This window comes from Prevotella veroralis DSM 19559 = JCM 6290, assembly GCF_000377625.1.
In the GTDB taxonomy this organism is placed as follows: Bacteria; Bacteroidota; Bacteroidia; order Bacteroidales; family Bacteroidaceae; genus Prevotella; species Prevotella veroralis.
On record NZ_KB898340.1, the window covers coordinates 1 to 14,020 of the forward strand.

At 37.1% G+C, this 14,020-nt stretch carries 14 protein-coding genes; 8 read left to right on the plus strand and 6 right to left on the minus strand.

The annotated features are described in order from the left end of the window. The first annotated feature begins 424 nt into the window (after positions 1 to 424). From D464_RS0111375 to D464_RS0111390, 4 genes are all read left to right on the plus strand, one after another. Positions 425 to 1,711: a site-specific integrase gene (locus D464_RS0111375; protein WP_018911483.1), complete on the plus strand. Its 1,287-nt coding sequence runs from the start codon at positions 425 to 427 to the stop codon at positions 1,709 to 1,711. Between the two features lie 18 nt (positions 1,712 to 1,729). Further along, positions 1,730 to 2,161, plus strand: coding sequence for a hypothetical protein (locus tag D464_RS0111380; RefSeq protein WP_018911484.1), 432 nt, complete (start codon positions 1,730 to 1,732; stop codon positions 2,159 to 2,161). A gap of 10 nt (positions 2,162 to 2,171) precedes the next feature. Next, positions 2,172 to 3,443, plus strand: coding sequence for a PDDEXK nuclease domain-containing protein (locus D464_RS0111385; protein ID WP_024985912.1), 1,272 nt, complete (start codon positions 2,172 to 2,174; stop codon positions 3,441 to 3,443). 99 nt (positions 3,444 to 3,542) lie between these two features. Then, positions 3,543 to 4,895, plus strand: a complete 1,353-nt coding sequence (locus tag D464_RS0111390) for a PIN-like domain-containing protein (RefSeq protein WP_018911486.1) — start codon at positions 3,543 to 3,545, stop codon at positions 4,893 to 4,895. A 133-nt stretch (positions 4,896 to 5,028) separates the two neighbouring features. Here D464_RS0111390 and D464_RS12750 read toward each other — a convergent pair whose 3' ends face one another. The 6 genes from D464_RS12750 to D464_RS0111420 all read right to left on the minus strand — a co-directional run bounded on the left by D464_RS12750 (position 5,029) and on the right by D464_RS0111420 (position 9,513). After that, positions 5,029 to 5,625: a hypothetical protein gene (locus tag D464_RS12750; protein WP_238309137.1), complete on the minus strand. Its 597-nt coding sequence runs from the start codon at positions 5,623 to 5,625 to the stop codon at positions 5,029 to 5,031. Positions 5,626 to 5,709: 84 nt separating this feature from the next. After that, a complete protein-coding gene (locus D464_RS0111400; RefSeq protein ID WP_018911488.1) occupies positions 5,710 to 6,636 on the minus strand; it encodes a relaxase/mobilization nuclease domain-containing protein in 927 nt (308 codons plus the stop codon). Then, complete coding sequence (locus D464_RS0111405) at positions 6,633 to 6,980, minus strand: plasmid mobilization protein (RefSeq protein WP_024985909.1); 348 nt, start codon at positions 6,978 to 6,980, stop codon at positions 6,633 to 6,635. The genes D464_RS0111400 and D464_RS0111405 overlap by 4 nt, the downstream gene beginning before the upstream one ends. Positions 6,981 to 7,082: 102 nt before the next feature. Then, positions 7,083 to 7,973, minus strand: coding sequence for a CHC2 zinc finger domain-containing protein (locus D464_RS0111410; protein ID WP_018911490.1), 891 nt, complete (start codon positions 7,971 to 7,973; stop codon positions 7,083 to 7,085). Positions 7,974 to 8,155: 182 nt separating this feature from the next. After that, positions 8,156 to 9,208 carry an AAA family ATPase gene (locus tag D464_RS0111415; RefSeq protein ID WP_018911491.1) on the minus strand — a complete coding sequence of 351 codons (1,053 nt, stop codon included), beginning with the start codon at positions 9,206 to 9,208 and terminating at the stop codon, positions 8,156 to 8,158. Beyond that, positions 9,205 to 9,513 (minus strand): DUF3853 family protein, encoded by a 309-nt coding sequence (locus tag D464_RS0111420; protein ID WP_018911492.1) that lies wholly within the window; start codon positions 9,511 to 9,513, stop codon positions 9,205 to 9,207. Before D464_RS0111420 ends, D464_RS0111415 begins: the two co-directional genes overlap by 4 nt. Before the next feature lie 357 nt (positions 9,514 to 9,870). Between D464_RS0111420 and D464_RS0111425 the strand changes: the two genes are divergently transcribed. From D464_RS0111425 to D464_RS0111440, 4 genes are all read left to right on the plus strand, one after another. Next, positions 9,871 to 10,074, plus strand: coding sequence for a helix-turn-helix domain-containing protein (locus D464_RS0111425; RefSeq protein WP_018911493.1), 204 nt, complete (start codon positions 9,871 to 9,873; stop codon positions 10,072 to 10,074). Positions 10,075 to 10,083: 9 nt separating this feature from the next. Next, positions 10,084 to 11,643 carry a DNA methyltransferase gene (locus tag D464_RS0111430; RefSeq protein WP_018911494.1) on the plus strand — a complete coding sequence of 520 codons (1,560 nt, stop codon included), beginning with the start codon at positions 10,084 to 10,086 and terminating at the stop codon, positions 11,641 to 11,643. Positions 11,644 to 11,730: 87 nt separating this feature from the next. Next, complete coding sequence (locus D464_RS0111435) at positions 11,731 to 12,819, plus strand: hypothetical protein (protein WP_018911495.1); 1,089 nt, start codon at positions 11,731 to 11,733, stop codon at positions 12,817 to 12,819. Between the two features lie 209 nt (positions 12,820 to 13,028). Beyond that, on the plus strand, positions 13,029 to 14,012 hold the full coding sequence (locus D464_RS0111440; RefSeq protein ID WP_018911496.1) for a hypothetical protein: 984 nt from the start codon (positions 13,029 to 13,031) through the stop codon (positions 14,010 to 14,012). Positions 14,013 to 14,020: the final 8 nt, after the last annotated feature.

The following is a 14,020-nucleotide window of genomic DNA, read 5'->3' on the forward strand; positions in this document are numbered from 1 at the left end:
AGAAAGAATTGATGCCGTCAATATGGTATTCAGAATCCCGTCACTGCTACATTTTTTATTGCTACAATTTTTGTGTAGCAGTTTATGTAGCAGAATTTGACCGAATAATGACTGTCAAAACATAGGGTTATGCCGTCAGGCGATAGAGGTATATACAAAGAAAAATCGTTGTAAAACCTTGATTTTACAACGATTAGCTAATTTTTGAAGGCTAAATTGACAACCTTTGTGAAGTCCTTTTGAAGCCTATTAGCGGAGAGAGAGGCTCTTTCTCTTGAACCTTCAAATAGTATCATAAACGTTCAATATGCTGTATAATAGCATTTTAAGTAGAATGTTAATAAAATAAGATTTCATAGGAAATCTTTGGTAGAATCAATTTTTGGGTGTAAATTTGGGTGCATAAATTAAAACACCCAAAAGTATGAACATCAAGCGGAATATTATCTTCACGTTGGAAAGCAGGAAAAAGGACGGAGTTCTCATAGTTGAGAATGTACCTATCCGTATGCGTGTCAATTTTGCTTCCAAACGAATTGAATTTACAACAGGTTATCGTATTGATGCTGTGAAATGGGATACCGATAAGCAGCGAGTAAGAAATGGGTGCACAAACAAACTGAAACAATCAGCTTCTGAAATCAATGCTTCACTCTTAGGCTATTATACAAAGGTGCAGGAAATCTTCAAGAAGTTTGAAGTAGAAGAAATAATGCCAACTCCTGAACAAATTAAAGAGGCATTCAATGCACTGCACAAACCTATAGAGGAAGTCAAACCGAGAAAATCAACACCTAATGCTTTCTACAAGGTTTTCGATGATTTTGTGAGAGATTGTGGACAACAGAATGATTGGACTGATTCTACTTACGAGAAGTTTGCTGCTGTGAAAAATCATTTGATGAACTTTCGTGATGGACTTACATTTGATTTCTTTGATGAGAAAGGTCTAAATGATTATGTTACCTATCTTCGTGATGTAAAGGAAATGCGCAATTCTACTATAGGCAAGCAATTAAGTTTCTTGAAGTGGTTTTTACGCTGGGCTTTCAAGAAAGGTGTGCACCAGAAAAATGCTTACGATAGCTATAAACCTAAACTCAAAAGCACACAGAAGAAAATCATCTTCCTCACATGGGAGGAACTGAACAAACTCCGAGAGTTCGAAATACCTGCTGCCAAGCAAGCTCTTGATCGGGTGCGTGATGTATTTCTCTTCCAATGCTTCACGGGCTTGCGCTACTCCGATGTGTTTAATCTTCGTAGAAGTGATATAAAGGGCGACCACATTGAGGTTACAACGGTTAAGACTTCTGATAGCCTGATTATCGAGTTGAACAACCATAGTAAAGCAATTCTTGATAAATACAAGGATGTGGCATTTGAAGATGACAAGGTGTTGCCTGTTATTACTAACCAGAAAATGAACGATTATCTTAAAGAGTTGGCAGAATTGGCTGGTATTGACGAACCTGTACGTCAAACTTATTATAGAGGTAATGAGCGCATTGATGAAGTTACACCTAAATATGTCTTGCTTGGAACACACGCTGGTCGTAGAACGTTTATCTGTAATGCACTTGCATTGGGTATTCCTCCGCAAGTAGTTATGAAATGGACTGGGCATAGCGATTACAAGGCTATGAGACCTTACATAGATATTGCGGACGACATCAAGGCAAATGCCATGAGTAAATTCAATCAATTATAAAAATAGAGAAATAATCCCATGTATGAAGATTATACAAGACAGGCTCTTCCTTCTAAATATTATAGAGAATTATTGGGTAGCGCAATGTGCGTATTCAATTCTAATAATGCATTTATTATTGAGAATATCCTAAAAAAGGATAAAGAAAATAAGTATGATTGGTATAAACTTATTGATAAAACATCTGGACAATTGAAGTCAGTCCTTGAAGATATATTTGTATCTCAATTGGAAATAGAAAAAGATATTACACAATTATTTTGTAAACTCGTGGACAAAAGAAACCGGTTGATACATAGTTTCCAAATTACAGATAATGATGGAAAACAACGGCTTGCAACTAAAGATAGAAATAATAATCAATACATTATTTCAGAGAGTATGTTGCTTGATTTCATTAAATTAAACGAAGAGCTTAGCAATAAATTGTATATCCTTAGAGGATATTAAAATGAATAATATGAGCCAAGAAATAAATAAAGCAGAGAAACAAGATTTATCTCTTGTTGTTCGAGCCATCGGTTCTGATCTCGAGCATACACAAGTACGCATGATAGCCTCTGCAAATGTAGATATGCTTTTCCACTATTGGAAAGTAGGACATTTTATTCTCTATCTCCAAAAGAAAGAAGGTTGGGGAAGCAAAGTCATAGATAATCTTTCTAAGGCGATACGTTCTAAATATCCTAATAAGAAAGGCTATTCCACTCGTAATCTTATCTATATGTGTCAATTCGCCAAAGCCTATCCTATGGAGATTCTATTAGAAATGGGTAAGGCTGAAAAACAGCTTAATAATCCTTCCGTTGATAATATATTACAACTTACAAACGAGCTCAATCAATTTACGCAAGAACCTCTTGCGCAAATTCAAGCTACAGATAATCAAGGAAATATAATTACGCAAGAACCTCTTGCACAATTAGGAGAGATTCCTGAAGCACTGTCTGTCATTTACCAACACGATATAAATCAGATAGAAGAAATTTTTAAGCAGTCTGCCGTAGTTCGCACTAACTGGGCGAGCCATGTTATATTGCTTAATAGCAAGCTGCCTTTGGGTGAACGTTATTGGTATATCACGCAGGCGGTTGCCAATGGTTGGAGTAGTAATGTTCTGCAAATGCAGATTGAAACCAATCTTTTTGCTCGGCAGATTACTACAAAGAAAGTGAGTAATTTCTCAGCACGATTACCCAAACCGCAAAGCGACCTTGCCAACTATCTGATGAAGGACCCTTACATCTTTGATTTGATGGGACAGACAGATAAAATGGCAGAACGAGACATTGAACGGCAATTGGTTTCGCATATCATCAAATATCTTTTGGAAATGGGCAGTGGCTTTGCATTTGTGGCACGGCAGAAGCATTTTGAAGTAGGTGATTCTGATTTCTATGCCGACCTTATTCTCTACAATATCCAACTGCATGCCTATGTAGTTGTGGAACTCAAGGCCACACCTTTCAAGCCTGAATATATGGGACAACTCAACTTCTACATCAATGTAGTGGATGATACCCTCCGTGGCGAACACGACAACAAGACGATCGGCTTGCTCCTCTGCAACGGAGGTGATAAAGTCGTGGCACAATATGCCCTCTCAGGTTACGACCAGCCAATTGGTGTGAGTGATTACCAACTATCAAAAGCAATCCCTGACAATCTAAAATCTGCTTTGCCTACGGTGGAGGAAGTTGAGGAGGCATTAAGCCGAATAATTGATAAATAATAAATTAAAATATGGTTTATCAAATTAAACAATGATTGACGATGAAAAATCGTTATGTATTAGCAAGTAGATGTACTAAGAACTTAAAAATAATATAAGATGACTGAGAATTTTTGGGAAATATTCCACTTAGATGATGGGTTAAAAGAGAATCTATGGAAGAATGCAGACATAATTTTTGATACTTCTGCAATTTGTGAGTTATACAACATGACTAATGAGGCAAAGGAAACAGTTTGTAAAATACTTGATACTCTATCAGAACGTATTTGGATTCCTGCACATGTAATGTATGAGTATTTGAAAAATAGAGATAAAGTAATCATGAATCCTATCCAAGAAAAATATAAGAATCCAAAGCTACTAGCAGATGACATAAAAAGGGAATTGGAAAAGATTATTAAAACTAATAATGATAATAATTTTCACCCGTACATTGAAGAAACATCTTTGGATAAAATCAAAAAAGAAGCAGAGACAATAAATTTAGCTTTAGATACCATAAAAAAAGAAATAAAGGCTCAGTATGAAAAAAGAAAAGAAGAGATAGAAAATATTAAATCAAATGACATTTTGAAGGAATGTATTGAAAAAAAGAAAATCGGCAAACCATTTTCTTTTCAAGAAATTATTGAAATTATAAAAGAAGGCGAAGTTCGATATAGAAATATGCTCCCTCCAGGGTATATGGACGATAATGAGGTATATAAAAAGAAAAAGGGATTTCAGAAATATGGAGATCTTATTATTTGGAAGGAAATCTTGAGATATTCTTCAGTTCAAAAAAAACCTATTATTTTAATATGTAACGATAAAAAAGAAGATTGGTTTAACGCTGATAAGAAATCCGAATTAGAATCGCCTAGACATGAGCTTCTTAAAGAATTTAATGATTGTGTTGGCTCACAGATATGGATTTTTACTCTGGTACAGTTTATCGATCTTTTAAGAGAAAAGTGTAAAGATGAGACTGTATTGAATTTGTTTAATGATTTGGAAGCAATTAAGTATTATCTCCTCGAAGCAGAATTAAAAAAGAGGTATAAGACTATCTTGAAAGATAGCATGCTTCTAAGATGCAAAGAATGTGGTCATCTTTTTGAGGTCTATGCTGATGATCTCAACTTTGATTGGGAAATGGAAGAACATGATGAAAGAGGCATGGGAGATGAATGCCATTATTCTTCTACAGAGTTTTGTGAATGTCCAAACTGTGAAAAAGATATCGAACTTACATTAAATGTATGGGAATACCCACCAAATGTTTTTAACGAACAAGACATAGAAGCTGATGATGCGATCATCATACAAAAAATGGATTTGTATAATCATATACTTTTTTGTAAAAAAGAGCCATGTAACCATTGTGGGGAATGGGCAGAATTGGATGAATTTGGCTTATGTGATAATTGCAGAGCTGAATATGAATATCTACTCTCCAAAGATGATTAGATTTGCTTATTAAGTATCTGTCACCTGATTATAGACTGTCTGTCCGCAAATGTACTTTACGGAACAACAGCGATATCGTAGTACACATCAGTCACTCCAAGAAACTGCACTAAACAATTTCTTGGAGTGTTCACTATTTCTTCAAATGCATCTTTAGTTCTCTTTGTTCTTGCTTGATTTTATCCTGTTCTAATACCAACTCCGCTTGCCGTTGCAGAGCTTGCTCGTAATCAACAACCTTCTGTTGCATCTGCTGAATAGCTTTGGGATTGCGATGTGTGATAAATATGCTGTCAAGATGTGTAAAGTCTGAAGCGGTAGCTTTGCCCTGCATACGCAGATAGCGGTAACGTAGGTCGTAATCAGAGGCTGTTTGCAGCTTGTTGGCTCCCATACCGAAGAACCAACAACTCACCATGACCAGCCCACAAACCAATAAGAGTAGCATACGCTCGGCTAATTGCACGCTTGCAAATAGCGAGTAGTTCTTATATTCTACAGGCTTTTGTTGCTTGTTGATGAGCTGGTGCAAAGCTTCAAACTTTGGGTTGAGCTTCTTACTCGACTCAGATAGTGCCTCCAAAACAAAAAGTTGATGTTCTTCGATTTTGGCTTGAGTTTCTTTCGAGAGATGGATTTGCACGGTTTCTTGTGTTTTAACGCTATCTCCCTTTGGATTAGATAGCTGTTCAGCAATAGTAGTGCGCAGTTCTACCTGTGCCTTACTGATGGCTTTGCATTCTTATTTGAGTTCTTCGAGAATATCGAGAATAGGTGCTATTTCGTTATTCATACTGATATAAATTTGATGTGATTAAATTCTACGTTTGCGATTAGCTTTATTACGGAGTTTCTTTTGAAATCGAAGTTCATCAACATCTACGCCATTACTTGGTGTTGACATAGAAAACACTTCACTAATTGCTTCGGATAGGTCGGTAATAAAATTGCTTTCATCTACAGAATGTACCATAGGTTCGTTTTGTAGATGAATTTGCTCTTGTTTGTGAGAATTTCGTTCTATCTCAGCATTGAGGCGAGAGAAAGAGCACGAACGATCTATCTTTGAGCCACTGAAGCTGCAACCATCCTTTTCAAAGATGATTCCCTGCACAACATTGGTATTACCTTTTGTTTTAAAACGAGTGGTAATACCTTGTTGCTCTAATTCTGCAACAAAATCTTTCCAAGTCTGAGATTGAGGTAATACAGCCTTGATAGTATCGAATATCTCATACCGCAATTTATCTTCACCTCTCAATCGTGATCGGTTTACCTCTTGCTTTCCTTCGCCAATGGTTAGACCATAACGCTCAGTCAGTTCTCTACAAATCTTCGTTGAACGATACTTTTCGTTGCGGTCGCTGATGGTCTTACCATTGTTGCCAATGCGATTGATGCAAATGTGCAAGTGCGGATGCTGGCGGTCGCTGTGCCTTACGATAAGGCTCTGCGTGTCTCCGTAGCCCATTTTCTCTAAATACTCATTGGCAATCTTTATCATCACATCGTCTGTTAGTTGATCGGCATCGTTGGCTGAGAATGAGAGTATCGTGTGGCAAACAGGCTTCTGCACGTTCGGGCGCATGGAGGCTTGCAGAACGAACTCGTGAACGCATAGGTTTTGGTCGGTAAAACCTATGTTATTACTCGCCAAAACCATAGCTTTTCCTTCCTGTTTGCTGAGCATATAGTTGATGACACCTCCGAAGTCTGCTCCTTTAATAATCTTGGCTATCATGGTTTCAAGCGTTTGATGAGTTCATAAATGAGTACTTTCAGTGCGTTCAAATCTTCATTGAGGGTAGAAATGCCAAAGGAATTGAGCCGATGGGCAATTTGGTTAAGATTATTAGCCATGCCAGAAACTGTACGGATGAGTTGCATTTCCTCTGGCTTGATTCGGCTCTTTACTTCTGCATTTATAATGAGCTTCCGTAAAAACTCTGTTCGTGAAATAGAGGCTTCACGTGCTTTACCCAGCAGGGTGTAGTACTCCATGGTGTTGAGCCGAAGAAGTACTTGGTATTTTCGTTTTTCTGATAAAGTCTTAGTGGGTCGCCCACCTTTATTCTTCTGTTCCATAATCTTATTTTTTGATGAGACCAACGGGATTTTTACCTCCCAATGGTGGGAGCAAGTAGGTTTTGAGATACTCAAAACACAAACTTGCTTCCCTGATACACGCTATCTTCTGATGCCACGTTTCGTAGTCGGTAATCGTGGCTGTTTTTCTTTGAGTTGGGATTGAGCTACGAGCCATTCATTGATATCTTTGTGAGTTCGATAGCGAACAGACCCGTCTATGATTTGTGGGTAAAACTGCTTCAAAACTTCAAACGATTTTCGTCCAGCATCATCATTGTCTAGAAAACTCTCAACTTGCTTGTAGCCTTTTAACTTCTCTTGAATGCGTGGCAAAAGAGCCAGAGAATTAAGAACTATGGTGTCGCAGGTTGAAGAAAGATTTAGCGTTTGCCACGAAAGGAAATCCATAAACCCTTCAAAGATTTGTAAAACGTCTGTGCCTTTACTAATAGTTGTAATCGCTTTTGGAGCAATGCAGCCTTTGAAATAAGGACTACGAATTTCCCATCCGCCAGCATCGTTTGAAAATCCAATGGCATAGTATGTCCGATTGGTATTATTGTATCGAATTTCAGAACAGAATCTATTGGCAATGCTGAGAGATATTCCTCGCTCTGCGATGTAACGTAACAAATAAGGATTGGTAAGTGATTGCACAGATATGATTTCTAATTTGTGCTTAGAGGTTTTTCTTTCACCTCCAAAAGAAAAATCTTGATGCACTATTTGTTTTGAACCGATTAGCAATTCAATGGCTTCGTACATGGTACAATGCTGTAAAGTACGTACAAGGTCAATGATGTCTCCATGTTCGCCAGTTCCAAAGTCATACCATTGATTACGCTCTGTATTTACTTTGAATGATGGTGTACTTTCGTTGCGCAGCGGAGAGCAGTACCAAAAGTGAATACCTTGTACTCGTGCAGGTGAATAACCCTGTTGCTGCAAATAATCTGTGATAGAGATTTGCTTGATATTTTGTATTTCCATTGTGATTTTGTTTTGATGTTTGAAAAGAATAACTCTCAGCCTTTTTCTTTTGGAGGCTGGTTGATTTTTGTTTGGTCGGACGGTCGCCTACTATAGGCACCCCTTTGCGACCGACCAAACTTATTTCTATTTGGTCGGGGTGGTTCAGGTATATATAGCCTGCGTCCGACCGACCAAAGGTTTTAGGGTAGATGGTCTTGGCTGAGCCGATATTTTCCTCGTTCTTCCTTAACCACTATGCCTTTGTTGAGCAGAAATTGCAAGAGTTCTTTAAGTTTGGTTTGCCCATAAGATTGCCCTACAACCTCAGTATAAGCCTTTTTGAGCACTGCGATGAGTTCACCATAGGGCAAGACTTCACGCAAAGAAAAGGCTTGTGTCAATGCTTTACGATGTTCGGTGTCGCTTAGGTCGTGGTATGAATGGCGATGGGGCTTGAGTTCATTGTCCGTGTAAGTCGAATCGACTTCGGGAATGCACACCTCATCTTCCATTTCCTTGAGCCGAAAAGCAAATTTGTCGAAGGGTTTGGAACGAATGATGGCAGGGGCAACGATGCTTCGCTCGGGCAGCGTGCTGTCCCTCGTGACTTGCAGGACGGTCTCTGCCTTGTTGTTGAGTTCTGTGCCGATATGCCCTCGTGCGTTGTCATCGCCTTTGTTGAGGTGAAGCACGGTCTGAATGTGAATATTCTGTTCACTCGTCCATTGCATCAGGTCGCCCACCAACTTGGTAGCCTCTGTGGAGTTGTTGATGTCGAGCATCAAATCTCGAATGCCGTCAATGACTACCAGTCCCACGTTGGGCGTATGGTAGATGGCATAACGAATGATTTCTCTGCGCTCATTAGGGTCAGCAATGGCTCTAAGGTGGCTAAATCTCAAATATTCGGGTTCTCTATCAATCGGTAGTCCTGCCAATCGCAGAATGCGCTGCATCACGAGTTGGCAATGATAAGGGCTTTGTTCTGTGTCAAAGTAGAGGATATTCCTCTTCGATTCGGGGAATGAAGCCTTATACTCCAGCACCTGCCCATTGACAAGAGCTGCTGCAACGATGGCACTCACATTGAAAGTCTTCTTGGCTTTTGCCTTACCTGTCGATACACTGAAGTTCCCCAGTGTGCCAATAATGGCTTCACCTGCTTGTAGTACAACAGGAGGAAGCGTAAACTCATCGGTTACATGAATGAGAGACTTTCGCCAAATGTATTCATAATCAGTTGTATTCATCATCGTCCTCCTGTCTTTCGCCCTGCCAATTCAAGTGCAAGGTCAGCATCAACAATAATCTTACGACCGATTTGTGTAATGGCACGATTGATTTTACCACTCTGCTTGATACGGTTAGCTGTAGGCAGGCTACACCCAAAGAGGCGTGCAATGCCAGCCAACCCGTACACATATCGCTTTTCTTCTTTGGAGGAAGAAGCCTTTGTTAATTCCCCACTTGTGGAAATATTACCATGTTGTGCAAGGAAAAGTAATTCTTCACCAGTCATCTGCCAAACAGGCTTGTCCAGTAATTCGTTTATCGTCATAATTCAATTGTTTTGAAATGAATAACTTGCCCTTGCGCATAGGGCTTTCAGTCAGGTCTGACGATGCAAAAGTAGAGAGCTTCTGATACTCTACCAAGAGGCAGGGATATAGCGGGAAGTATAGGGAAATACAAGGATATCAGCGACTATCAAAAATGCTCAATATACATTCTAAAAGTAGGCTATTTCGGGCACATACACATTGTTTCTCAATCATCATTGATTAGTTAAGAGATTACTTTTAGCGTCCTCTTGAAAGAAAAATTATTTTCAGTGGAGATAAAGTTCCATTTTTCTTCGTTTTATTCATTATAAGTTCATAACTTTGTAGACAATATCAAGATAAACTATCATCCGATGGGACAGAAAAAAGAGCATAGCAACCTCATTAAGGAACATTTGAAGAAGCGAGGTATTACCCAAACGTGGCTCGCCAAAGAGTTAGGTATGAGTTTTAGCATCACCAACGCATACGTTTGCAACCGCAAGCAACCCAACCTCGCCACTATTTTTAAAGTGGCAGACTTGCTCGGCGTGTCAGTTAAATATTTGGTGAAGTAAATACAGTATATGACGACAAATACAAAAAGCAAAAAAAAATCTTCTCAGTATTTTATGCATAAATATTGGGGGAAAAAGCCTGCAGCAGGTTTAAGTCCTTTAATTGATAAATACACACAGACTGGAGATACGATTATTGACCCTTTTTCTGGCTATGGTGTTTTCTGCTGTGAGGCTTATTTGAAAAATCGTAATGTGATAGTAAATGATTTAAATCCAATTGCTAATTTTATTGCCAGGAATTTATTTTCTAAAGATATAAACATCTCAAACGTAAAGAAAGCTTGGGAAAAAATCAAACAAGACTTAACTCCTTATGTAAAGCTGTGGTATGAAATATCAATTGACGATATCACCTATCTTCCTATTTCTGTCTTAAGATCAAAAGATGGTTTGCCGATTCGATTCACTTATAAAAACGATAGAAAAACCTCGACTATAGACATTCCGACCAAATTAGCAGAAAAATTTTGTTCATACGAAAATAATTCTAAAATTTATGATTGGTATCCTGTAGTAAACATAATCGAAAACTCCCGAATCTCAGCATATCCAAATATGAAAGTCGAGGATCTCTTCACAAAAAGAACCCTTGCTTGTCATGCAAAATTATTGTCTTTAATAGAAAAATATTCTTCGGGAGCAGAAAAAGACTTGTTATTAATTGCGTTTACTGCAAATTTAGCAAATTGTTCTAAACTCGTACCTCCTATAAAAAGTAGAGGTATGCTATCCCAAGGTGCTTGGATGACTGGTTTTTATATAGGTGAGACTTATATTGAAAATAATGTTTTGCATTATTTTGAGAATCGCTTAAAAAAAGCTATAAAGGGTAAGGAAAATTATTTAGATGCGATTTTAGGTAATTTGGGAACAGACCCAGTGACATCCGATTTTAGGATAACCAATTATGACGCAAAAAGAATACGGTTAGCTAATAATTCTGTAGACTATGTTTTCACAGATCCTCCTTACGGTGACAGTGTACCATACTTTGAACAAAGCATTATTTGGAATTCGTGGCTAAAATTATCTCCTGACTATTCACAAGAAATTGTAATATCAGATAGTAATCAACGAGAAAAAAACATCAGTTCTTTCGAGAAAGATATTAATTCGGCAATCTCGGAAATTAGAAGAATCTTAAAAGATAATAAGTATTTCTCACTAACTTTCCACTCTCTCTCGGGATTAGAATGGAAAGCTATAAGTAATGCATGCGTATTTAATAACTTTAACGTTGTTGATTATGAGTGGCTTGAACAAAAAACTTATCCTCCTCGACAACTCAATCGAATAAAGTCTATAAAAGGAGATGTGCTTGTTACATTCCGGAAGAACCCAGATCCTGTTTGCCTTCATGTCTGTGATGATGAACAATTCACGAGTATTATAAAAGACTTAATAACTAATACCATTCAAAATGGAATTAATGATACCAATGGTATAATGATGGCTATAATGGAATGGGTTTTACGCAATATGATCATCATCGGAAACGTTGATGTCTTTAAACTTTTAAATAACAATTATTTACTTAAAGCCGATGGGCGATGGGGTGTTAAATAAATTCAATACGAAAAAATGCAAAATAAGTCGTATAAAACATCATTATTAACAGATATGGATTTATTTATTTCATAAAATAGAATTATTATGACAAATTTTGAAAGATGGGACCAAGAGTTTCGTACCCAAAATCTATACGCGTTTAATCATAATGAGAATGCATTGCTTTACTTGAAAGTAAGAGCCGTATGCAGAAGTAAACAGATAAAGCAATTTGTGAAGAATAACAATATTGTCCTCAAATCTACCAAAATAGGTGAACAATTCGCCGAATTGTACTCTATTATGGAGAATACCCCTAATAGCATGGCTATGCTTGATACCTATCTATTTAACAGAAACAATGAGTGGTATCACACAATGGGCGTTGACGAAGAAAAATTGAAAAGTGATCTGCGCAAAATTACAAGTTACGAATGGGGAGGTGACCAAGAGAACTCACTTGATCAGTATCTCGTTAGAAGATACATCAAAACCATTAGTGATTTTGATATACTCAAAAGTAAAGCAGATGCCATTGCTGCTAATGCTTGGAAATTTGTGCAGACGAGTTGGTATAATAATTGGACATCATATCTTATAGAATCTATTTTCAAGAAACATGAACGTGTCCTATCCGCAGTTGGAGAAATCAAGAGTGTTGACTTTTTTATCGACAATAATCCAATAGATTTGAAAGTAACTTACTTTCCTGAAGCTTATTTGCAGAGTAAATTAAAGGAGAAATTAGGGAATAAAGAGATTACATGGCTTAAACATCAAGCTAAGTCGTTCAATATTATGCCAGACAGAAATCTCTCCGATTCGGAACAATACTATTTTCTTAAAGAGGAACTAGAAAATCATGGACATTCTGCGGTTGTTACAAATCTTATTTCTACAAGAAAGCAAGTGGTCAAAGAAGCGCAAAATAAACCAGAAAACCTTATGAAATGGCTATATGAGAACCAAAGTTCTCGCTTGTTTGGTGCAGAAAATCGTTTATTTATAATCCTTATTGACTCTACCAATATGAATCAATCGTGGAAAATGAAACGAGCATTCTCATTGATTGAACCACAAATAAACGGCTATCTAGATACGTTCAACTCTGAATCATTAAAGAAGATAGATTTTGCTTTTAATAAAAAAGGTTATGAGAGCCTCTCCGATATAATTTTCGTTATAAAAGAGTAACTGTAAAATGGAAAAAGAACGGTTCGTTCTATATATATATCTGAATATCGTTGTATAGCAAAAAGCATCCGAGTAGCACTTAGGGTGGGAATGGGCATTTCGACTCGCTAAGATGTATGTTTACCTTTCGCTAATTAAAAGAAGGAACAGTCTTAAGTCATAAAATATTGTTAATTAATAGAATATTATACATAAGCTAAGTATTAGTTATGGAAGATATTAAGCAATTAGATGCAAATATTCTTGAGATTCATTATTGGCTTGCCAATGACAACCATTCAATGGATGCAAAAGTCTTTTATACCTGTCAGCAGGAATTATTGGGACTAATTGAATATATTGCAAAGCAATTCGGAGTTACAATCAGTATTGAAACTTTTCCTTTAGTGGAAGGTGGAATAAAAACTTGGTTGAAAACAAATGGTTTGTCTTTAGTCGCAATTCCTTTAATTGTCACAATTGTAGGAAATATCTTGAGTTCAGCTCCATCAGAAGCGATAGGAGAACTTATCAAACATCAGATTGAAGAGTATTTGAAGTCTCCTGAAGTTAAAGAGTTAGAGGTTTTACGTAATGAAAAAGAAAAACTCATTTTAGAAGCAGAAATAGCAGAATTAAAGGGGAGAAGCAGAAACTTTCAAACGCAACACGCTGATACGGCAATTCGTGTAAAGCGTTCTAACTACTACCAAAAACTTATTAATTATAAAAATCTTGAAAAAATTAGCTTTGAGCAGAAAGACCATCCTCTGAGGGAAAGAAATATTTGGGAAGGGACAGTATCGAAGGAACATTTTTCATCTTACCAAATTGATTCTTCAGATGTAGATCCCGTAGAACACACAGAGGCTATGATTGAGATAGTTGCTCCAATCCTTAAGCGAAGCAAGAGAAAGTGGAGAGGAATATATAAGAAAAAAGATATTTCATTTAGAATGTCCGATCAAGAGTTTCAAAATGATGTATATTCCCGGAAAATATCATTTTCCAATGGAAGTATAATAAATTGTCTATTGATAGAAAAACAGAAAATAAATGGAGACGGAGAGGTGGTAACCTCAGAATATGAAGTTATTGAGGTTAATAATATGTCTATAAATGGAGTTCCTCAAGAGGTGATACACCATCGTAAATCTAAAAAGAAGGAGAATGACTATGTATATCCTAGCTTATTTAGTGATATGGATACTTAAATCAAAAT